Source organism: Micrococcus sp. 140720015-1, assembly GCF_053627595.1.
On record NZ_JBSEYC010000001.1, the window covers coordinates 362050 to 382232 of the forward strand.

General features: G+C 72.4%; 16 protein-coding genes and 1 tRNA gene. 13 read left to right on the plus strand and 4 right to left on the minus strand.

Annotated features, from left to right (window positions below):
* Positions 1–14: 14 nt before the first annotated feature.
* Complete coding sequence (locus tag ACUXPL_RS01680; protein WP_036337900.1) at positions 15–683, plus strand: nitrobindin family protein; 669 nt, start codon at positions 15–17, stop codon at positions 681–683.
* Entirely contained in the window at positions 680–1876 is a 1197-nt protein-coding gene (ygfZ, locus tag ACUXPL_RS01685; RefSeq protein ID WP_454181516.1) for a CAF17-like 4Fe-4S cluster assembly/insertion protein YgfZ, read from the plus strand. The genes ACUXPL_RS01680 and ygfZ overlap by 4 nt, the downstream gene beginning before the upstream one ends.
* Positions 1877–1889: 13 nt before the next feature.
* Here ygfZ and ACUXPL_RS01690 read toward each other — a convergent pair whose 3' ends face one another.
* From ACUXPL_RS01690 to ACUXPL_RS01700, 3 genes are all read right to left on the minus strand, one after another.
* Positions 1890–2642 carry a GNAT family N-acetyltransferase gene (locus tag ACUXPL_RS01690; protein ID WP_180535990.1) on the minus strand — a complete coding sequence of 251 codons (753 nt, stop codon included), beginning with the start codon at positions 2640–2642 and terminating at the stop codon, positions 1890–1892.
* A complete protein-coding gene (locus tag ACUXPL_RS01695) occupies positions 2639–3670 on the minus strand; it encodes a 6-phosphofructokinase (RefSeq protein WP_454181518.1) in 1032 nt (343 codons plus the stop codon). Before ACUXPL_RS01695 ends, ACUXPL_RS01690 begins: the two co-directional genes overlap by 4 nt.
* Before the next feature lie 90 nt (positions 3671–3760).
* Positions 3761–4825, minus strand: a complete 1065-nt coding sequence (locus ACUXPL_RS01700; protein WP_454181520.1) for a PspC domain-containing protein — start codon at positions 4823–4825, stop codon at positions 3761–3763.
* Positions 4826–4921: 96 nt separating this feature from the next.
* On the opposite strand from ACUXPL_RS01700, the gene ACUXPL_RS01705 reads away from it, so the two are divergent.
* On the plus strand, positions 4922–6181 hold the full coding sequence (locus tag ACUXPL_RS01705) for an ATP-binding protein (protein ID WP_454181522.1): 1260 nt from the start codon (positions 4922–4924) through the stop codon (positions 6179–6181).
* Positions 6178–6876, plus strand: coding sequence for a LuxR C-terminal-related transcriptional regulator (locus ACUXPL_RS01710; protein WP_406891136.1), 699 nt, complete (start codon positions 6178–6180; stop codon positions 6874–6876). Before ACUXPL_RS01705 ends, ACUXPL_RS01710 begins: the two co-directional genes overlap by 4 nt.
* A 47-nt stretch (positions 6877–6923) precedes the next feature.
* Here the strand turns inward: ACUXPL_RS01710 and ACUXPL_RS01715 are convergent, their stop codons facing one another.
* A complete protein-coding gene (locus ACUXPL_RS01715) occupies positions 6924–8132 on the minus strand; it encodes a pyridoxal phosphate-dependent aminotransferase (protein WP_454181524.1) in 1209 nt (402 codons plus the stop codon).
* A gap of 173 nt (positions 8133–8305) precedes the next feature.
* Between ACUXPL_RS01715 and ACUXPL_RS01720 the strand changes: the two genes are divergently transcribed.
* The 9 genes from ACUXPL_RS01720 to ACUXPL_RS01760 all read left to right on the plus strand — a co-directional run bounded on the left by ACUXPL_RS01720 (position 8306) and on the right by ACUXPL_RS01760 (position 20145).
* Positions 8306–8378: transfer RNA gene (locus ACUXPL_RS01720), tRNA-Trp, on the plus strand.
* An 80-nt stretch (positions 8379–8458) separates the two neighbouring features.
* The gene (secE, locus tag ACUXPL_RS01725) at positions 8459–8710 is read left to right on the plus strand and encodes a preprotein translocase subunit SecE (RefSeq protein ID WP_002854774.1); all 252 of its coding nucleotides are present in this window, start codon (positions 8459–8461) and stop codon (positions 8708–8710) included.
* Positions 8711–8814: 104 nt separating this feature from the next.
* Positions 8815–9699: a transcription termination/antitermination protein NusG gene (gene nusG, locus ACUXPL_RS01730; protein WP_095694866.1), complete on the plus strand. Its 885-nt coding sequence runs from the start codon at positions 8815–8817 to the stop codon at positions 9697–9699.
* Positions 9700–9831: 132 nt separating this feature from the next.
* The gene (gene rplK, locus ACUXPL_RS01735; RefSeq protein WP_010080374.1) at positions 9832–10263 is read left to right on the plus strand and encodes a 50S ribosomal protein L11; all 432 of its coding nucleotides are present in this window, start codon (positions 9832–9834) and stop codon (positions 10261–10263) included.
* Between the two features lie 77 nt (positions 10264–10340).
* Positions 10341–11048, plus strand: a complete 708-nt coding sequence (rplA, locus tag ACUXPL_RS01740) for a 50S ribosomal protein L1 (RefSeq protein WP_454181526.1) — start codon at positions 10341–10343, stop codon at positions 11046–11048.
* A gap of 344 nt (positions 11049–11392) precedes the next feature.
* Positions 11393–11914 (plus strand): 50S ribosomal protein L10, encoded by a 522-nt coding sequence (gene rplJ, locus ACUXPL_RS01745; RefSeq protein ID WP_070708780.1) that lies wholly within the window; start codon positions 11393–11395, stop codon positions 11912–11914.
* Between the two features lie 69 nt (positions 11915–11983).
* Positions 11984–12373: a 50S ribosomal protein L7/L12 gene (rplL, locus tag ACUXPL_RS01750; protein WP_010080376.1), complete on the plus strand. Its 390-nt coding sequence runs from the start codon at positions 11984–11986 to the stop codon at positions 12371–12373.
* Between the two features lie 285 nt (positions 12374–12658).
* Positions 12659–16165 (plus strand): DNA-directed RNA polymerase subunit beta, encoded by a 3507-nt coding sequence (gene rpoB / locus ACUXPL_RS01755; protein WP_180535984.1) that lies wholly within the window; start codon positions 12659–12661, stop codon positions 16163–16165.
* Positions 16166–16248: 83 nt separating this feature from the next.
* Positions 16249–20145, plus strand: coding sequence for a DNA-directed RNA polymerase subunit beta' (locus ACUXPL_RS01760; protein ID WP_454181902.1), 3897 nt, complete (start codon positions 16249–16251; stop codon positions 20143–20145).
* Positions 20146–20183: the final 38 nt, after the last annotated feature.

Consider the following 20183-nt stretch of genomic DNA (forward strand, 5'->3'; position numbering starts at 1 on the left):
CGCCGTGATCTGCCATGGCGACTGAACTCCCGTACGACCTCACCCCCGAGCTCGCGCCCCTGTCCTGGCTCATCGGCAGCTGGGAGGGCCAGGGCCGCCTCGGCGACGGCTCCGCCGGCACCGAGATCTTCTACCAGCGGGTGGACTTCACCGAGCACGGTCTGCCGTTCGTCGAGTACCGCGCCGAGTCGTGGCTGTGCGAGGCGGACGGCACGCTGCTGCGTCCGCTGACCGTGGAGTCCGGCTTCTGGCAGGTGGACCGGGCGCGGCGCGACGGCGACGTCGGCCCCGGCATGCGCCCGGCGGACATCGTCCCCGCGTTCCGCTCGGCCGAGGACGTCGAGCGGCTGCGCGCCGGCGACGAGGGCTTCGGTCTGACCGCCACCATCACGCATCCGGGCTCGCTGTCCGAGCTGTACTACGGCCGCATCAAGGGCCCGCAGCTGCAGCTGGCCACGGACGCGGTCCTGCGCGGTTCCGCCGCCGGCCCGTACCACCGGGCCACCCGCATGGCCGGTCTCGTGAACGGGCAGCTGTTCTGGCGCTGGGACGTCGCGGACGCCGCGGGCGCCGAGCTCGAGGCGCACGCCTCCGCCATCCTGGACCGCATGCCGAGCGCGGCCGAGGGTCGGCTCGCCCCGGGGGCCGAGCGTCCTCGCGGGGCCCGCGGGGAGCAGTCGTGACGGCCTCCCGCAGCCCGCTGCTGGACCTGGCCGTGGCCGAGCCGCAGGGGCCGGCCGGCGGCGCCGTCGAGGGCCGCGGCCCGGACGCCGGCGTCGCCGCGCACTACGGTCGCCCCCTGCCCGAGCAGCGCACCCTCGCCCGGGGCCGCGCCCTGGTCGACCTCTCCCACCGGGCCGTGCTCTCCGTGTCCGGCCCGGACCGGCTGAGCTGGCTGCACACGCTCGGCACGCAGCACGTCGAGACGCTGCCCCCCGGCACGAGCACCGAGATCCTCTTCCTCGACGTGCAGGGGCGGATCGAGCACGCCGCCCACCTGCTCGAGGACGGCGCCGCGGCCTGGCTCGTCACGGACCGCGAGGACGGCCCGGGCCTCGCCGCGTGGCTCACCTCGATGCGCTTCTCCCACGACGTCACGCTGCGGGACCACACCGGGGCGGTCGCCGTCGTGGGCGCCACCGCGCCCGTGCCCGGCTGGGAGGACCGCACCGTGTGGCTGGACCCGTGGCCGCGCGTCGGGGCGGGCGGCTGGGCCTACACGGCCGATCCGGATCCCGCGGCCCACCCGGGCGCGGACTGGTCCTGGCGCGAGTACCTCGTCACCCGGGCCGACCTCGAGGCCACCGTCCGAGCGCTCGGCACGGGCGCGCTCGCGGGCTGGTCCCTGGCGGGCACGACGGCGGCCGAGGCGCTGCGCATCGAGGCCGGCCGCCCCCGCCGGGCCCTCGACGTGGACGACCGCGCGATCCCGCACGAGCTGGACCTGCTGCGGACCGCCGTGCACCTCGAGAAGGGCTGCTACCGCGGTCAGGAGACCGTGGCGCGCGTGCACAACCTGGGCCGCCCGCCCCGCCGCCTCACCCGTCTGCTCCTGGACGGCTCCGTCCACGCGCTCCCCGAGCACGGTGCCCCCGTGATCCTCCGGCCGGCCGAGGACACGCCCGAGGCCCGCGCCGCCGCCCGTCCGGTGGGGACGGTCACCGCCGCGGCCCAGCACCATGAGGCGGGCGCCGTCGCCCTGGCGCTGCTCAAGCGCTCCGTGCCCGTGGACGCCGAGCTGCTGGTCCGCGAGGACGCTCCCGGCGAGGACGGTGTCGCCGAGGGCGGCTGGATCGCCGCGAGCCAGGAGACGCTCGTGTCCCCGGACGCCGGGCAGGTCGTCGGCCGACCGCGCGGCGTGGGCCGCCTGCGCTGACCGACCCGCCCGCTCAGTCCAGCGCGAGCACCGTCCGCGTGCCCGCCGCCTCCAGCCCGACGGCGATCGCCACGTGGTGCGCGGCCGTGTGGCCCGCCGGGACCTCGGCGAACGGCAGCAGCCCCTCCAATGCCGCCCGGTCCATCGCCACGGCTACCGCGTAGCGGCCGAGCCCACGACCGCGCAGCCGCGGTGGGGTGAGGGTGCCCAGCGAGGCCAGCACGCCGCCCGTCACGCGATGCCCCGCCGCCGCCACCGGGGCCTCGATCGCCCGTCCCGCGCCGTCGTCGGGAACGAGCGCGACCGAGGACTCCCAGGAGAGCACACCCGCCTCGGCCACGTCGTCCGCGGGGGCCTGCGCGGACACGGCGTGGACGTGGGCGGGGTCGTCGGACACGGCGACGGTGCGCGAGGGGTCGACCGGCGGCGGTTCCTCGGCCGCGTAGAGCGTGAACTCGCCGCGCGAGCGCACGGCCTCCCCGGCGGCGGCCCGCACCGCCGTCCGCAGCAGGGCCGACTCCACGCCCAGCGCCTCGGCGGGCACGCCGCGGCAGGCACGTGTGAACCACGCCGGCCCCGCCACGACGGTGGCCCAGGGCAGGGCCAGCACCTCCGCCTCGGCCACGCCCTGCCGGGCCACCTCGATGCGGCGCGGCTCGGCGCCCGCCGCCGGGGCGTCGTCGGGCAGCAGCGCGGTGTCGGGCAGGCCGAGTCGACGCGCCAGCCCGAGGGCCAGCACGCCGACGGCGGGGTGGTCGGGTCTCACCGGCCGAACAGGATCTTCGCCTCGTCGTAGCGCGAGACCGGCACCTTCTTGAGGCCCTTGAGGGCGGCGCTCATGGGGATGGAGATGATCTCCGTGCCGTTGGCCGCCACCATCTGTCCCCAGCGGCGCTGGGCGACGAGGTCGACGGCGCCCATGCCGAAGCGCGTGGAGAGCACGCGGTCCGTGGCGGTGGGGGCGCCGCCGCGCTGGATGTGGCCCAGGATGGTGCTGCGCGTCTCGATGCCCGTCATCTCCTCGATCTCGCGGGTCACCCACTCGCCGATGCCGCCCAGACGCGGTCGGCCGGACGCCTCGACCCCGGCCTCGGCCAGCGGGTCGTCGTGGCCCTCGGGGATGAAGCCCTCCGCCACCACGACCAGCGGGGAGCGGCCGCGGTCGTGGACCTGCTGCACCCACTCGGCGACCTGGGACATCGGGGTGCGGACCTCGGGGATGAGGATCGCGTGGGCGCCGGCGGCCATGCCCGAGTGCAGGGCGATCCAGCCGACGTGGCGGCCCATGACCTCGGCGACCATGCAGCGGTGGTGGGACTCGCCCGTGGTGCGCAGCCGGTCCATGGCGTCCGTGGCGATCTGCACGGCCGTGTCGAAGCCGAACGTGTAGTCGGTGCCCTGCAGGTCGTTGTCGATCGTCTTGGGCACGCCCACGATCGGCAGCCCGTCCGCGGCCAGGCGGTTCGCGCCGGCCAGGGTGCCCTCGCCGCCGATGGCGATGACGGCGTCGATGTCCAGCTCGCGCAGGTTGCGGAGCATGTTCTCCGGGCCGCCGCCCTCCGCGTTGTAGGGGTGCGTGCGCGAGGTGCCGAGGATGGTGCCGCCGGTGCGGGCCAGGCCGCGCACGCGGGTGCGGGGCAGGTCCTCGACGTCCTTCTCGATCAGGCCGGACCACCCGTTGCGGATGCCCACCATCTCCATGTCGTATGACTTGATGCCGTGCAGGACGGCGGAGCGGATGACGGCGTTGAGGCCGGGGCAGTCGCCTCCGGAGGTGAGCATTCCGACGCGCATGGGGGGTCCTCTCGGGCGTTCTCGTGGGGGTCGGCACCACCCTAGGCGTGCCCGCCGCGTCGCGTCAGGGGACGGGCGACGGGCGGCGGGTCAGCCGAGGGCCACGAGGACGGCGACCTGGAGGGCCGTCGCACCCACGAGGATGCCGCTCGCCGGGCCGAGGGTGCCGGGACGACGGCCGCTGAGCAGAGCGCCCAGCAGGACGGGGGCGATCACCGCGAGCGCGGCCACGAGCATGGGCACCGCCAGCAGCGTGGGGGTCGGACCGACGCCGAGCAGCAGGCTGATCCCGAGGGCGGCGAGCGCGGCGAGGACGGCCCCGGCGTAGGTGGCGGCCTGTGCGATCGGCCCGAGGCGCGGCTTCGCGGCCGTGGCTGCGGACCCCGAGCCGGTCGGGGCGGTGGCCGCCCGGGGGGCCTCCGCGGCCAGGCGCGCCGCGGCCCGCCGCTCGCGGGAGTGGACGTGGTCGCGCCAGGTGCCGGTCGCGGGGTCGATCCACTCGGGGCGGAAGCCGTGCGGGTCGGTGACCTCGGCCGCCCGCTCGCGCGGACCTCCGCCGACGTACCAGGCCGGGCGCGGCACGGCGTGGGCGGGCTGGTCGGCGTCGGGGGCACGGCCCGGGGCCACGCGGGCCTGCGCCCGGCCGTCCCAGCGGGTCACGAGCCACCAGACGAGCACGGCCAGCGCGCCCAGGCCCACGAGGGAGCCGGGGCCGCCCACGGCCGGGGCGATGAGGGTGAACCCGGCGCCGAGCAGCAGGTTGAGGGCGCCGATCGCCCCGATCACGCCGATGGCCACGGTGGCGTCCTGCCACTCCCCGCGGCGCAGGCGGCCGAACTGCACGCGTCCGTCGGCGTCGGGGAGCACGGCCCAGGCGGCCGCGTAGGCCAGCAGGCCCAGGCCCGCGGAGACCATGCACACGGCGACGAACACGCCGCGGGCGAGCAGCGGATCGATGCGGTAGCGCTCGGCCACCCCGCCGAGCACCCCGCCGACCCACGAGGCCGGCGAGCGGCGCACGCCCCAGCTCAGGACGGCGCGGCGCAGCCAGCCCGGCAGGGCGTCCAGTCCGTCGGGGCCGGTCTCGCCCGCGGCGGCTCCGTCGGGGGCGACGTGAGGGCCGGGGCCGGTGAACGGGTCGTGTGTGCTCGTCATGTCTCCATCCTCGTCCGCCTGCGGCCCCCGCCCATCCGGGAACTCCCGGAATCCTCCCCGGATGTGCCGCCCCGTCCGACGCGGCAGGATGGGGGCATGCCCACCCCGTCCGTGCCCGCGCCGGCCCCGCGTCCGCCGTTGATGCGGCACGGGGCCGACCGCCCGGTGTCCGGCGTCGCCGCGGGGCTCGCCCGGCACCTCGGGATGCCCGCCGGCCGCGTCCGCGCGGCCCTGGCGCTGCTGAGCCTGCTGGGCGGCGCGGGCCTGGCCCTGTACGTGTGGCTCTGGCTGCTCATGCCGGAGGAGGGCCCGGACGGCGCCCCCGCCGCCGACGCCCCCACCCTGCGTGGTCGCGCCCCCGAGGTGCTCGAGCGGGTGCGCGAGGGCGGCTGGCCGGTGCTGCTGGCCGCCGTGGTGCTCGGCGTGGGCGTGCTGACCGTCGCGGACGGTCTCGGCCTCGCCGTCGACTGGGCGCTCGTGGGCCCGGTGGCCGTCCTCGTGATCGGCCTCGGCCTGGCCTGGATGCAGCTCGACCTGGCGGGCGGGCCCCGGGCCGGGCGGAGCGGACGACTGGTCCGCCTCGTGCTCGGCACGGCCCTCGTGCTGCTGGCGGTGCTGGCCATCGTCCTGGGCGCCGTGAGCTCGGGCGAGCTGTGGCGGGCTCTGCTGGCCGCCGTCGCGATGCTCGCCGGCGCGGCGCTGGTGGCCATGCCCTACGTCCTGGCCTGGCTGCGCCGACGGGACGCGGAGCGGACGGCGTTCGCGGTGCAGGCCCAGCGCGCCGAGATCGCGGCGCACCTGCACGACTCGGTGCTGCAGTCCCTCGCCCTCATCCAGCGGCGCGCCCAGGACGCGGACGCGGTGGCCCGGGTGGCCCGCGCCCAGGAGCGTGAGCTGCGTCAGTTCCTCGCCCTGGACTCCCGTGGCGGCCCGCACTCCCTGGCGGAGGCGCTCGAACAGCACGCCGCCGCCGTCGAGGACGCCCACGGGGCCCGGGTGGAGGTCGTGGCCGTGGGGCGGGCCGCGGGGGTGTGGCTCGAGCCGCTCGCGGCCGCGGCACGCGAGGCCATGCAGAACGCGGCCCGGCACGCCGGCGACGCGCAGGTCTTCGCGGAGGCCGGTGAGGACGACCGCGGCCGCACCGTCGCGGAGGTGTTCGTCCGGGACCGCGGCCCCGGCTTCGACCTGCACACGGTCCCGGCCGACCGGCTCGGCGTGCGGGAGTCGATCGTCGGCCGCATGGAGCGTGCCGGCGGGACCGCCCGCATCCGGTCCGGCCCGGGCGGCACCGAGGTCCACCTGACCCTGACCGAGCCCGAGGGTGCGCGAGCGCGCACCGGACAGGAGCACCCATGACCGACCCCGCCCCGCGCACCGCCGTCATCGTGGACGACCACGCGATCTTCCGCTCCGGCCTGCGCGCCGACCTGGACCCGGACCGACTGGCCATCGTCGGCGAGGCCGGGGACGTGGACGAGGCCGTCCGCACCGTGCTGGACCTGGCGCCGGATGTGGTGCTGCTGGACGTGCACCTGCCCGGCGGGGCCGGCGGCGGGGGAGCGGAGGTGGCCGAGCGCGTCCTCGCGCGCCGACCCGCGCAGCGGTTCCTGGCCCTGTCCGTCTCGGACGCGGCCGAGGACGTCGTCGCCGTGATCCGTGCGGGGGCCCGCGGCTACATCACCAAGACGGCCTCCGGCGCCGAGGTGGCGGACGCGGCGGTCCGCGTGGCCGACGGCGACGCGGTGTTCTCGCCCCGGCTGGCCGGGTTCGTCCTCGACGCCTTCCGCGGCACGGCGCCCGCGCCCCCGCCCGTCCCCGCCGCGGCGACGAGCGGGGCTGCGGCCCCCGACGAGGACCTCGACCGGCTCTCGGCACGGGAGCGGGAGGTCATGCGGCTGATCGCCCGCGGCTACACCTACCGGGAGGCCGGGGCGGAGCTGTTCATCTCGGACCGCACGGTCGAGACCCACGTGTCCTCCGTGCTGCGCAAGCTCCAGCTCTCCAACCGCCACGAGCTGACCCGCTGGGCCGCGCGCCGCGGATACGCCTGAGCCCCGCGGCGCGCGGCGTCGCGGGGCTCAGGGGCGGGGTGTGCGGCTCAGGCGCTGAGTAGGGCGCGGATGCGCTCGACGCCCTCGGCGAGGTCCGCATCGCCCAGCGCGTAGGACAGTCGCAGGTAGCCGGACGGGCCGAACGCCTCGCCCGGGACCACGGCGACCTCCGCCTCGTCGAGGATGAAGGCGGCCAGCTCGGCCGACGTCGTGGGGGTGACGCCGCCGCGGTAGGTCTTCCCGAGCGCGTCCCGCACGTCCACGTACGCGTAGAACGCGCCCTGCGGGGTCGGGCAGTGGAAGCCCGGCACGGCGTTCATGGCCTCGACCATGGCCCGGCGCCGGCGGTCGAACGCCGTCTTCATCTCCGCCACGGCGTCCAACGGGCCGGCGACGGCGGCCAGCGCGGCCCGCTGCGACACGTTCGCCACGTTCGAGGTGGCGTGGGACTGCAGGTTCGTGGCGGCCTTGACCACGTCCAGCGGACCGGCCATCCAGCCGACGCGCCAGCCCGTCATGGCGTAGGTCTTGGCGACGCCGTTGAGGATCACGGACTGCTCCGCCAGCTCGGGCACGGCGCGGACGATCGAGGTGGACGGCATGCCGTCGTAGGTCAGGTGCTCGTAGATCTCGTCGGTGACCACCCACAGCCCCCGCTCCCGTGCCCACTGGCCGACCGCCGCCGTCTCCTCGGGGGAGTACACGGCGCCGGTGGGGTTGGAGGGGGAGACGAACAGGAGCACCTTGGTGCGGTCCGTGACGGCCTCGTCGAGCTGGTCCACGGTGACCTTGTAGCCCTGCTCGGGTCCGGCGAACACCTCCACCGGCACGCCGCCGGCCAGGCGGATCGCCTCCGGGTAGGTGGTCCAGTAGGGGGCGGGGACGAGCACCTCGTCCTGCGGGTCCAGCAGGGCGGCGAAGGCGTTGTACACGGCCTGCTTCCCGCCGTTGGTCACGAGCACCTGGGCGGCCTCGAGGGACACGCCGGAGTCGCGCAGCGTCTTGGCCGCGATCGCCTCGCGCAGCTCGGGCAGGCCGGCGGCGGGGGAGTAGCGGTGGTTCTTCGGGTCCCGGGCCGCGGCGACGGCGGCCTCCACGATGTACTCCGGGGTGGGGAAGTCGGGCTCGCCGGCGCCGAAGCCGATCACCGGGCGCCCGGCGGCCTTGAGCTCCTTGGCGCGGGCGTCGACGGCGAGGGTGGCGGAGGGCGCGATGGCGGACAGACGGGCGGAGACGCGGCGGGCGGGCGCGGCCATGGGGACCTTCTTCGAGCTCGACGGGGAGGGCGGGGCGGAGCGGGGCTCCGTCCTGCCAGGGTACTGACTGCCCGGGGCCCGTTCGACTCCCGCCGCCCGATGGCGTATCCTGGATCTCCGGTACCGCGATCTCGGTCGATCCCGCGAGGGTTCGGCCGGCTCCGTCGGTCCGAAGGGTAGTGGCGCAATTGGTAGCGCAGCGGTCTCCAAAACCGCAGGTTGCAGGTTCGAGTCCTGTCTGCCCTGCTCGATGCCGGGCCTCGTGCTCGGCATCGGACGTGTAGAAAGCGATTCGGCGATCCGACGAGTGAGGCCACGTGACTGAGATGGCGGCGAACGGCGGGGGGCCCACCCCCACGCCGAGCAGGCAGCGTCGCGGGCTGTTCGCGCGGATCGCGCTGTTCCTGCGCCAGGTGGTGGACGAGCTCCGCAAGGTCGTCACCCCCACGAGCGAGGAGCTGCTGCGCACGACCGGAGTGGTGCTCGCCTTCGTGGCGTTCATGATCCTGCTGGTCATGGGGCTGGACTGGGTGTTCGGCACCGTGGCGGGTCTCCTGTTCGGCGCCGGCGGCCTCTGAGCCCGGCGCGGACGGTCCCGACGTCGCAGGACGCGTCCCCCGCACGCCCGTGAGGGCCCTCCCCGACGGCAGGGCCCGCCGTCCGTCAGCAGAAAGCAGGAACCGTGTCCGAGCAGGAACTGGATCGTCAGCCCGCCGAGGAGTCCGTCCCGATGTCGGAGGACGCCGTGGCCGAGGAGACCGCCGAGACCGCGCAGGACGCCGGGACGCCCGTCGAGGACGCCCTGGACGAGGCCGCCGGCAGCGGTGACGAGACCGCCGAGGCCACCGTGCAGGAGGCCGACCTGGCCGTCGCCGAGGGCGAGGACGCGCCGACCCCCGTCGAGGAGCAGTCCGACGACGAGCCCGCCGTGGACCCCGCCGAGGAGCTGCGCACCCGCCTGCGCCGCCAGCCCGGCGACTGGTACGTCGTCCACACCTACGCCGGCTACGAGAAGCGCGTGAAGACGAACCTCGAGGCCCGCATCCTGACCCAGGACATGGAGGACTCGATCTACGAGATCGAGGTCCCCATGGAGGAGGTCGTGGAGATCAAGAACACCACGCGCAAGATCGTCTCGCGCGTGCGCATCCCGGGCTACGTGCTCGTCCGCATGGACCTCGATGACGCCTCGTGGGGCGTCGTGCGGCACACCCCGGGCGTCACGGGCTTCGTGGGCAACGACGCCCACCACCCGCAGCCGCTCAGCCTGGACGAGGTGTACGACATGCTCGCCCCGTCCGTGATCCAGGAGGCCGCCCGCGCCGCCGAGAAGGCCGGCCTGGCCGTCCCCGCCTCGGCCGAGTCCGGTGCGCCCGCCGCCCCCGCGATCCACGTGGACTTCGAGGTCGGCGAGTCGGTCACCGTCAACGACGGCCCGTTCGAGACCCTCCCGGCCACGATCTCCGAGATCAAGCCGGAGGCCCAGCAGCTCGTGGTGCTCGTCTCGATCTTCGAGCGCGAGACCCCCGTGACGCTGTCCTTCAACCAGGTGACCAAGGCCATCTGAGGACACCCGACGCTTCCGCACCGGGCCGGCCGCCTGCCGGCCCGGACGCGGCACCGGCCGCCGCGCCACGGCGGCCACCGCCCCCGGTGCGCTCCTGCGCCGAGGGTCCCCCAGTGAGAGAAGGATCCACTCATGGCTCCCAAGAAGAAGGTCACCGGTCTGATCAAGCTTCAGATCCAGGCCGGCGCCGCCAACCCGGCCCCGCCCATCGGCCCCGCCCTGGGCCAGCACGGCGTGAACATCATGGAGTTCTGCAAGGCCTACAACGCCGCCACCGAGTCGCAGCGCGGCAACGTGGTCCCGGTCGAGATCACCGTGTACGAGGACCGCTCGTTCACCTTCGTGACCAAGACCCCGCCGGCCGCCGAGCTCATCAAGAAGGCCGCCGGCGTCGCCAAGGGCTCCGCCACCCCGCACACGGCCAAGGTCGGCACGCTGACCCAGGCCCAGTGCGAGGAGATCGCCCAGACCAAGATGGAGGACCTGAACGCCAACGACGTGCAGGCCGCCGCCAAGATCATCGCGGGCACCGCCCGCTCGATGGGCATCACCGTCGAGGGCTGACGCCCACCCCCACCCCCTTCCAGTGGCAGGGCCGAGCGCGGCCCGCAGACCACGACTGCACAAGGAGAAGAACGCAGATGGCACAGCGCAGCAAGGCATACAAGGCGGCCAAGGCCGCGATCGGCGATGATCTGTACTCGCCGGTGGAGGCGATCCGCCTCGCCAAGGAGACCAACCCCTCCAAGACCGACGCCACCGTGGAGGTGGCCCTCCGCCTCTCGGTCGACCCCCGCAAGGCCGACCAGATGGTCCGCGGCTCCGTGAGCCTGCCCCACGGCACCGGCAAGACCGCCCGCGTCGTCGTGTTCGCCACCGGTGACCGCGCCGAGGCCGCCCGCGCCGCCGGCGCGGACGTCGTGGGCGACGACGACCTGATCGCCCGGATCTCCGAGGGCTGGGTGGACTTCGACGCCGCCGTGGCCTCCCCGGAGCTCATGGGCAAGGTCGGCCGCCTGGGCAAGGTGCTCGGCCCCCGCAACCTGATGCCGAACCCCAAGACCGGCACCGTGACCCCGGACGTGGCCAAGGCCGTGGCCGACATCAAGGGCGGCAAGATCGACTTCCGCGTCGACAAGCACTCCAACCTGCACTTCATCATCGGCAAGACCTCCTTCGAGGCCAAGGCCCTGGTGGAGAACTACGCCGCAGCCCTCGAGGAGGTCCTGCGTCTGAAGCCGTCCTCCTCCAAGGGCCGGTACATCTCCAAGGCCACCGTGGCCACCACCTTCGGCCCGGGCGTGCCCATGGACCCGAACGTGACCTCGGTGGACTCCTCGGGGCTCTGAGCCACGCGGCCCCGGTGACCGGGACCCACGACGCCGGCCGGTCGTCCCCGCAGCGGGGACGACCGGCCGCCGTCGTCCCGGACCGATTTTGCGGGCCCGCGCCGGACGTGTACGCTGGTGCCTACCGAAGACCGCCGGTCGTGGTGTCCTGCCTCCGGGCAGAGCCCACCGAAGGATCTCCCTGACGGAGACGGCCCGCGCAGGTGAACGTGAGCCACGCTCGCATCCGCACGTCGTCCCTCCGGGTCCGACCGCGTCGATGCTCCTGCTGCGCCCCGTGCATCTGCACGGGGCGTTTTCTCGTCTCGGGGTGGCGGTTCCCACGCATCATCGAGAGGAGTGCCATGGCGACGTCCGCGAAGGAGTCGGCGGTGGCTGAGCTCACGGACCTGTTCCGTGAGTCCAGCGCCGCTGTTCTGACGGAATACCGTGGCCTGACGGTGACGGAGCTCAAGCAGCTGCGTGACTCCATCCGTCAGGACGCGACCTACGCCGTGGCGAAGAACACGCTGGCCGAGATCGCGGCCAAGGACGCCGGTCTGGAGGGCCTCGAGGCTCACCTGTCCGGTCCCACCGCGATCGCGTTCGTGACCGGAGACCCGGTCAACGTCGCGAAGGCCCTGCGTGACTTTGCCAAGGATCACGAGGAGCTCGTGCTCAAGGGCGGCTACATGGATGGCCAGCCCCTGGACGAGGCCGGCATCAAGAAGCTCGCGGACCTCGAGTCCCGCGAGGTGCTGCTGGCCAAGTTCGCCGGCGCGATGAAGGGCAGCATGTCCAAGGCTGCCGCCCTGTTCCAGGCGCCGCTGTCCAAGACCGTCCGCACGGTCGAGGCGCTGCGCGCCGCGCAGGGCGAGGCTGCCTGAGCAGTCCGCCCCGGGCTGCACGGCCCACCACTTCACACGTAGTCAAGACGTACCCGTAAAGGAGCCATCATGGCCAAGCTGACCACCGAAGAGCTGCTCGCCGCGTTCGAGGAGCTGACCCTCATCGAGCTGTCCGAGTTCATCAAGGCGTTCGAGGAGAAGTTCGACGTCACCGCCGCCGCCCCCGTGGCCGTGGCCGCCGCTGGCGGTGCCGCCGGTGGCGCCGAGGCCGCCGCCGCCGAGGAGAAGGACGAGTTCGACGTCATCCTCGAGGCCGCCGGCGACAAGAAGATCGGCGTCATCAAGGAGGTGCGCGCCCTCACCTCCCTCGGCCTGAAGGAGGCCAAGGACCTGGTGGACGGCGCTCCCAAGCCCATCCTCGAGGGCGTCAACAAGGAGACCGCCGAGAAGGCCAAGGAGCAGCTCGAGGGCGCCGGCGCCACCGTCACCCTCAAGTGATGATCGCGGCCTGAGCCGCATCACGCTTCCTCGCGAGGCCCCCGGATCCGCACTGCGGACCGGGGGCCTCGTGGCGTCCCAGGTCACGCACCCGCGGCTGGACAGGGGCGACGGGCGCGGATAGGATGGATCTTTGCATCTCCCCTGTTCCGTGCTGCCCGCAGGACCTCGCGTCCCGCCGTGGCCCGCACGGTTCCGCACGGCCTTCATATAGCGGTGGGCCGGCGCCGCCGTCTCGCGGCAGGGGAGCGAACGGAACCCAGAAGGCCTGTGGAAGGATCCTACGTGGTCGCCTCGAGCACCTCCAACGAAACCGCTACCGTCTCCCCGCGATCCGGCGCCTCCGCCGGACGCGTCTCCTTCGCCAAGATCTCCGAGCCGCTGGACGTGCCGGACCTGCTGGCGCTGCAGACCGAGTCGTTCGACCGCCTGATCGGCAATGAGCGGTGGGCCGCGCGCGTGGACGCCGCCCTGGCCGCCGACGACCACTCCGTGCCCGTCACCTCGGGACTGACGGACATCTTCGAGGAGATCTCCCCGATCGAGGACTTCCAGGGCACCATGTCCCTGTCGTTCGCCGAGCCGGAGTTCGCCGACGCGAAGATGACGGAGGAGGAGTGCAAGGATCGCGACGCGACCTTCTCCGCCCCGCTGTACGTCAAGGCCGAGTTCATGAACAACACGACCGGCGAGATCAAGCAGCAGACCGTCTTCATGGGCGACTTCCCGCTGATGACCCGCAACGGCACGTTCATCATCAACGGCACCGAGCGCGTCGTCGTCTCCCAGCTGGTCCGCTCCCCGGGCGCCTACTTCGAGCGCACCCCGGACAAGACCTCGGACAAGGAGATCTTCTCCGCGAAGATCATCCCCTCGCGCGGCGCCTGGTTCGAGCTCGAGGTGGACAAGCGCGACCAGGTCGGCGTCCGTCTCGACCGCAAGCGCAAGCAGCCCGTGACGGTGCTGCTCAAGGCCATGGGCTGGACCGAGTCCCGCATCCTGGAGGAGTTCGGCCACTACGACTCCATCCGCGCCACCCTCGAGAAGGACGGCACCGCGGACCAGGACGAGGCCCTGCTCGACATCTACCGCAAGCTGCGCCCGGGCGAGCCCGCCGCCGTCGACGCCGCGCAGACGCTGCTGAACAACCTGTACTTCACCCCGAAGCGCTACGACCTCGCCAAGGTGGGCCGCTACAAGCTCAACCGCAAGCTCGGCGTGGACGTGCACCTCGGCGACCCCAACGCGTCCGTGCTCACCGAGGACGACATCGTCCAGATGGTGCACTTCATCGCCGCGCTGCACGCCGGCGAGACCGTCATCAAGGGCACGCGCGACGGCGAGCCGGTGGACGTGCGCGTGGAGATCGACGACATCGACCACTTCGGCAACCGTCGCATCCGCGCGGTGGGCGAGCTGATCGAGAACCAGATCCGCACCGGCCTGTCCCGCATGGAGCGCGTCGTGCGCGAGCGCATGACCACCCAGGACGTCGAGGCGATCACCCCGCAGACCCTGATCAACATCCGCCCCGTGGTGGCGGCGATCAAGGAGTTCTTCGGCACCTCGCAGCTGTCCCAGTTCATGGACCAGAACAACCCGCTGGCCGGCCTGACGCACAAGCGTCGCCTGTCCGCGCTCGGCCCGGGCGGCCTGTCCCGCGACCGTGCCGGCATGGAGGTCCGTGACGTCCACCCGTCGCACTACGGCCGCATGTGCCCCATCGAGACCCCGGAAGGCCCGAACATCGGCCTCATCGGCTCGCTGGCGACCTTCGGCCGGATCAACTCCTTCGGCTTCATCGAGACCCCCTACCGCCGTGTGGTCGACGGCCGGGTCACGGACACCGTGGACTACCTGACCGCCGACGACGAGCTGGCCTTCCAGATCGCCCAGGCGAACGCCCCGGTGGACGCGGACGGCCGGTTCGAGGAGGAGCTCGTGCTCTGCCGCCAGCGCGGCGGCGACGGCGAGCCCGTGCTCTCGACCGTGGACGAGATCGACTACATGGACGTGTCCCCGCGCCAGATGGTGTCGGCGGCCACCGCCCTGATCCCGTTCCTCGAGCACGACGACGCCAACCGCGCGCTCATGGGCGCGAACATGCAGCGTCAGGCCGTGCCGCTGCTCCGCTCCGAGGCCCCCTACGTGGGCACCGGCATGGAGAAGTACGTGGCCGTGGACGCGGGCGACTCCGTGACGGCCACCCAGGGCGGCGTCGTGACCGAGGTGGCCGCGGACCTGGTGACCGTGATGAACGACGACGGCACCACCACGCACTACCCGATCATGAAGTTCGCCCGCTCGAACCAGGGCAACGCCTACAACCAGCGGGTGCGCGTCTCCGAGGGCGAGCGGGTGGAGCCGCTGAGCATCATCGCCGACGGTCCCGCCACGGACAACGGCGAGCTCGCGCTCGGCAAGAACCTCCTCGTCGCGTTCATGCCCTGGGAGGGCCTGAACTACGAGGACGCGATCATCCTGTCCCAGCGCATGGTCTCGGAGGACGTCCTCACCTCGATCCACATCGAGGAGCACGAGGTCGACGCCCGCGACACCAAGCTGGGCGCCGAGGAGATCACGCGCGACATCCCCAACGTGTCCGAGGAGGTGCTGTCGCAGCTCGACGAGCGCGGCATCATCCACATCGGCGCCGAGGTGGAGGCCGGTGACATCCTGGTCGGCCGCGTGACCCCGAAGGGCGAGACCGAGCTGACCCCGGAGGAGCGCCTGCTGCGCGCGATCTTCGGCGAGAAGTCCCGCGAGGTCCGCGACACGTCCCTGAAGGTGCCGCACGGCGAGTCCGGCACCGTCATCGGCGTGCGCATCTTCGACCGCGACGAGGACGACGACCTGCCCCCGGGCGTGAACCAGCTGGTGCGCGTCTACGTGGCGCAGAAGCGCAAGATCACCGACGGCGACAAGATGGCCGGCCGCCACGGCAACAAGGGCGTCATCTCGAAGATCCTGCCGCTCGAGGACATGCCGTTCCTGGCGGACGGCACCCCGGTGGACATCGTGCTGAACCCGCTCGGCGTCCCCGGCCGCATGAACCTCGGCCAGGTCATGGAGCTGCACCTGGGCTGGGCCGCCTCGCGTGGCTGGGACATCCAGGGCGAGCCGGAGTGGATCAAGGACCTGCCGAACTTCCCGCGGCAGTCCGGTCCGGTCAACGTGGCCACCCCGGTGTTCGACGGCGCCGAGGCGTACGAGATCACGGGCCTGCTCGGCCACGTGAACGTCACCCGCGACGGCGACCGTCTCATGAGCGACAGCGGCAAGGCGCAGCTGTTCGACGGCCGCACCGGCGAGCCGTTCCCGGACCCGGTGTCCGTGGGCTACATGTACATGCTCAAGCTGCACCACCTGGTGGACGACAAGATCCACGCCCGTTCCACGGGCCCGTACTCGATGATCACGCAGCAGCCGCTGGGCGGTAAGGCCCAGTTCGGCGGCCAGCGCTTCGGCGAGATGGAGGTGTGGGCGCTCGAGGCGTACGGCGCGGCGTTCACCCTCCAGGAGCTGCTGACCATCAAGTCGGACGACATCCACGGCCGCGTGAAGGTCTACGAGGCCATCGTCAAGGGCGAGAACATCCCGGAGCCGGGTGTTCCCGAGTCCTTCAAGGTGCTCATCAAGGAGATGCAGTCCCTCTGCCTGAACGTGGAGGTCCTCTCCGCCGACGGCCAGGCCATCGAGATGCGCGACGCGGAGGACGAGGTCTACCGCGCCGCCGAGGAGCTGGGCATCGACCTCTCCCACGCCGAGCCCAGCTCGGTGGAGGAAGTCTGAGCCGGGCCCGATCCCGCATCCACAAGACGTCACCTGAGAACCACTGAACCAAGGGAGTTCACCGGAGCATGAGCGTGAACAGCATGTCCACTGACAACTCTTTCGGCCTGATGCGCATCGGCCTGGCCACGGCGGAGGACATCCGCCGCTGGTCCTACGGCGAGGTCAAGAAGCCGGAGACCATCAACTACCGCACCCTGAAGCCGGAGAAGGACGGGCTCTTCTGCGAGAAGATCTTCGGCCCCACCCGTGACTGGGAGTGCGCGTGCGGCAAGTACAAGCGCGTGCGCTTCAAGGGCATCATCTGCGAGCGCTGCGGCGTCGAGGTGACCCGCTCGAAGGTGCGCCGCGACCGCATGGGCCACATCGAGCTGGCCGCGCCGGTCACCCACATCTGGTACTTCAAGGGCGTGCCCTCGCGCCTGGGCTACCTGCTGGACCTGGCGCCGAAGGACCTCGAGAAGGTCATCTACTTCGCGGCCTACATGATCACCTCGGTGGACGAGGAGGCCCGGCACCGTGACCTGGCCAACCTCCAGGCCGAGTACGACCAGGAGACCCGTGTCCTGGCCGACCAGCGCGACTCCGACATCGCCGCGGTGGCCGCCGACCTCGAGAAGGACCTGGCCAAGCTGGAGTCCGAGGGCGCCAAGGCCGCCGAGAAGAAGAAGGCCCGCGACGCCGCGGACAAGACCATGGCGCAGATCCGCAAGCGCGCGGACGCGGAGCTGGACCGCAAGGAGCAGGTCTGGGACCGCTTCAAGAACCTCAAGGTCGCCGACCTCGAGGGCGACGAGGGCCTGTACCGCGCCATGCGGGACAAGTACGGCCAGTACTTCGAGGGCTCGATGGGCGCGGAGGCGATCCAGCGTCGCCTGCAGACCTTCGACCTCGAGGCCGAGTCCGAGATGCTGCGCGAGACCATCAAGACGGGCAAGGGCCAGCGCAAGACCCGCGCCCTGAAGCGCCTGAAGGTCGTCAACGCGTTCCTGACCACGGACAACTCGCCCGAGGGCATGGTCCTGGACGCCGTCCCGGTGATCCCGCCGGAGCTGCGTCCGATGGTGCAGCTGGACGGCGGCCGCTTCGCGACCTCCGACCTCAACGACCTGTACCGTCGCGTGATCAACCGCAACAACCGCCTGAAGCGGCTGCTCGACCTCGGCGCGCCCGAGATCATCGTCAACAACGAGAAGCGCATGCTGCAGGAGGCCGTGGACTCGCTGTTCGACAACGGCCGCCGCGGCCGGCCGGTGACCGGCCCGGGCAACCGCCCGCTCAAGTCGCTCTCCGACATGCTCAAGGGCAAGCAGGGCCGGTTCCGTCAGAACCTGCTCGGCAAGCGCGTGGACTACTCGGGCCGCTCGGTCATCGTGGTGGGCCCCCAGCTCAAGCTGCACCAGTGCGGCCTGCCCAAGCAGATGGCGCTGGAGCTGTTCAAGCCGTTCGTGATGAAGCGTCTCGTGGACCTGAACCACGCGCAGAACATCAAGTCGGCCAAGCGCATGGTGGAGCGCTTCCGTCCGCAGGTCTGGGACGTGCTCGAGGAGGTCATCACCGAGCACCCGGTCCTGCTGAACCGCGCCCCCACCCTGCACCGTCTGGGCATCCAGGCCTTCGAGCCGCAGCTCGTGGAGGGCAAGGCCCTGCAGCTGCACCCGCTGGTCTGCTCCGCGTTCAACGCGGACTTCGACGGCGACCAGATGGCGGTCCATCTGCCCCTGTCGCCGGAGGCCCAGGCCGAGGCGCGCCTGCTCATGCTCTCGAGCCACAACATCCTGAAGCCCTCGGACGGCCGCGCGGTCGCCGTGCCGGCCCAGGACATGATCATCGGCCTGAACCACCTCACCACGGTGCGTCCGGACGAGGTCGGCGCGGGCAACCTGTACGCGACCGTCGGCGAGGCGATCATGGCGTTCGACGGCGGCGACCTGCACCTGAACGCGCCCGCACGGATCGGCGTCGAGGGCTTCGTGCCGTCGGCGGCCGTGCCGGCCCCCGAGGGCTGGTCCGAGGGCGAGATCGCCCTCATCGAGACCACCCTGGGCAAGGTGCTGTTCAACGAGCTGCTGCCGGACGACTACCCGTGGCTGGACAAGCAGGCGACCAAGGGCACCCTCGGCCAGCTGGTCAACGACCTGGCCGAGCGCTACCCGATGGTCGTCACCGCGCAGACGCTGGACAACCTCAAGGACGCCGGCTTCCACTGGGGCACCTGGTCGGGTGTGACCGTGGCGATCTCGGACATCACCTCCGACTTCGACAAGGCCGCCATCATGGAGGGCTACGAGGAGCAGGCCCAGCGCGTGCAGCAGCAGTACGACAAGGGCCTGATCGCGGACGACGAGCGTCGCTCCGAGCTGATCGACATCTGGAACAAGGCCACCGACGAGGTCGCCGCGGCCATGAAGGACGGCCTGCCGGAGCTCAACACCATCAACCGCATGGTGTCCTCCGGTGCGCGAGGCAACTGGCTCCAGGTGCGCCAGATCGCGGGCATCCGCGGCCTCGTGGCCAACCCGAAGGGTGAGATCATCCCGCGTCCGATCAAGTCCTCGTACCGCGAGGGCCTGTCCGTGCTCGAGTACTTCTCCGCCACCCACGGCGCCCGCAAGGGCCTCGCGGACACCGCGCTGAAGACCGCGAACTCGGGCTACCTGACCCGTCGTCTCGTGGACGTGTCCCAGGACGTCATCGTCCGCGAGGACGACTGCGGCACCGAGCGCGGCCTGTCCGTGACGATCGCCGCGCCGAACGCCGACGGCGAGCTGGTGGCCCACGAGCAGGTCGAGAACTCGGCCTTCGCCCGCACGCTGGCCCAGGACGTCACGGGCGAGGACGGCACGGTGCTGGCCGCGGCCGGTGCGGACGTGGGCGACGTGCTGATCGGCGAGCTGGTGGCCGCCGGCGTCACGGAGATCAAGGTCCGCTCGGTCCTGACCTGCGAGTCCGCCGTGGGCACCTGCGCGAAGTGCTATGGCCGCTCCATGGCCACCGGCCAGCTGGTGGACATCGGCGAGGCCGTCGGCATCATCGCGGCCCAGTCGATCGGTGAGCCGGGCACCCAGCTCACCATGCGCACGTTCCACACCGGCGGTGTGGCCTCGGCCGACGACATCACGCAGGGTCTGCCCCGCATCCAGGAGCTCTTCGAGGCCCGCACCCCGAAGGGCGTGGCCCCGATCTCTGAGGTCGCCGGCCGCGTGACCATCGAGGACACCGAGACGTCCGTGCGTCTGTTGCTCACCCCGGACGACGGTTCCGAGGAGATCGCCTACCCGGTGCTGCGCCGTGCGCGCATCCTCGTGGCCGACGGCGAGCACGTGCCGGTGGGCACGCAGCTCGTGGCCGGCGCCGTGGACCCGAAGCAGGTCCTGCGCGTGCTCGGCCCGCGGGCCGCGCAGCGGTTCCTCGTGGACGAGGTGCAGAACGTGTACCAGTCCCAGGGCGTGGGCATCCACGACAAGCACGTGGAGGTCATCGTCCGGCAGATGCTGCGTCGCATCACCGTCATCGAGTCCGGTGACACCGACCTGCTGCCGGGCGAGCTCACGGACCGGGCGCGCTTCGTGGCCGCCAACCGCGCCGCCGTCGCCGAGGGCCGCCAGCCGGCCTCCGGCCGCGACGAGCTGATGGGCATCACGAAGGCCTCGCTGGCCACGGACTCGTGGCTGTCGGCCGCGTCCTTCCAGGAGACGACCCGCGTCCTGACGCAGGCGGCCATGGAGGGCAAGTCCGACCCGCTGCTGGGCCTGAAGGAGAACGTGATCATCGGCAAGCTGATCCCGGCCGGCACGGGCCTGGACCGCTACACGAAGACCGTCGTGGAGCCGACGGAGGAGGCGAAGGCCAACCTGTTCGCCTCGCCGGCCGGCTTCGCGGACTTCGACTACCCGGGCCTGGACCAGTCGCTCGGCGAGAACGACTTCCACGCCGTCTCGCTGGACGACTACGACCGCGGGGGCGACTTCCGCGCCTGATCCCCGTCCCCCAGGGGGCCCGCCGTTCCGCCGCTCAC

Coding starts and splice junctions, on each gene's coding strand:
- rplJ (WP_070708780.1), top strand. CDS start 11,393: ATGGCGACGTCCGCGAAGGAGTCGGCGGTGGCTGAGCTCACGGACCTG.
- rplA (WP_454181526.1), top strand. CDS start 10,341: ATGGCACAGCGCAGCAAGGCATACAAGGCGGCCAAGGCCGCGATCGGC.
- rplL (WP_010080376.1), top strand. CDS start 11,984: ATGGCCAAGCTGACCACCGAAGAGCTGCTCGCCGCGTTCGAGGAGCTG.
- ACUXPL_RS01705 (WP_454181522.1), top strand. CDS start 4,922: ATGCCCACCCCGTCCGTGCCCGCGCCGGCCCCGCGTCCGCCGTTGATG.
- ACUXPL_RS01760 (WP_454181902.1), top strand. CDS start 16,249: ATGTCCACTGACAACTCTTTCGGCCTGATGCGCATCGGCCTGGCCACG.
- ACUXPL_RS01695 (WP_454181518.1), bottom strand. CDS start 3,670: ATGCGCGTCGGAATGCTCACCTCCGGAGGCGACTGCCCCGGCCTCAAC.
- ACUXPL_RS01715 (WP_454181524.1), bottom strand. CDS start 8,132: ATGGCCGCGCCCGCCCGCCGCGTCTCCGCCCGTCTGTCCGCCATCGCG.
- rplK (WP_010080374.1), top strand. CDS start 9,832: ATGGCTCCCAAGAAGAAGGTCACCGGTCTGATCAAGCTTCAGATCCAG.
- ACUXPL_RS01680 (WP_036337900.1), top strand. CDS start 15: ATGGCGACTGAACTCCCGTACGACCTCACCCCCGAGCTCGCGCCCCTG.
- secE (WP_002854774.1), top strand. CDS start 8,459: ATGGCGGCGAACGGCGGGGGGCCCACCCCCACGCCGAGCAGGCAGCGT.
- ACUXPL_RS01700 (WP_454181520.1), bottom strand. CDS start 4,825: ATGACGAGCACACACGACCCGTTCACCGGCCCCGGCCCTCACGTCGCC.
- ACUXPL_RS01710 (WP_406891136.1), top strand. CDS start 6,178: ATGACCGACCCCGCCCCGCGCACCGCCGTCATCGTGGACGACCACGCG.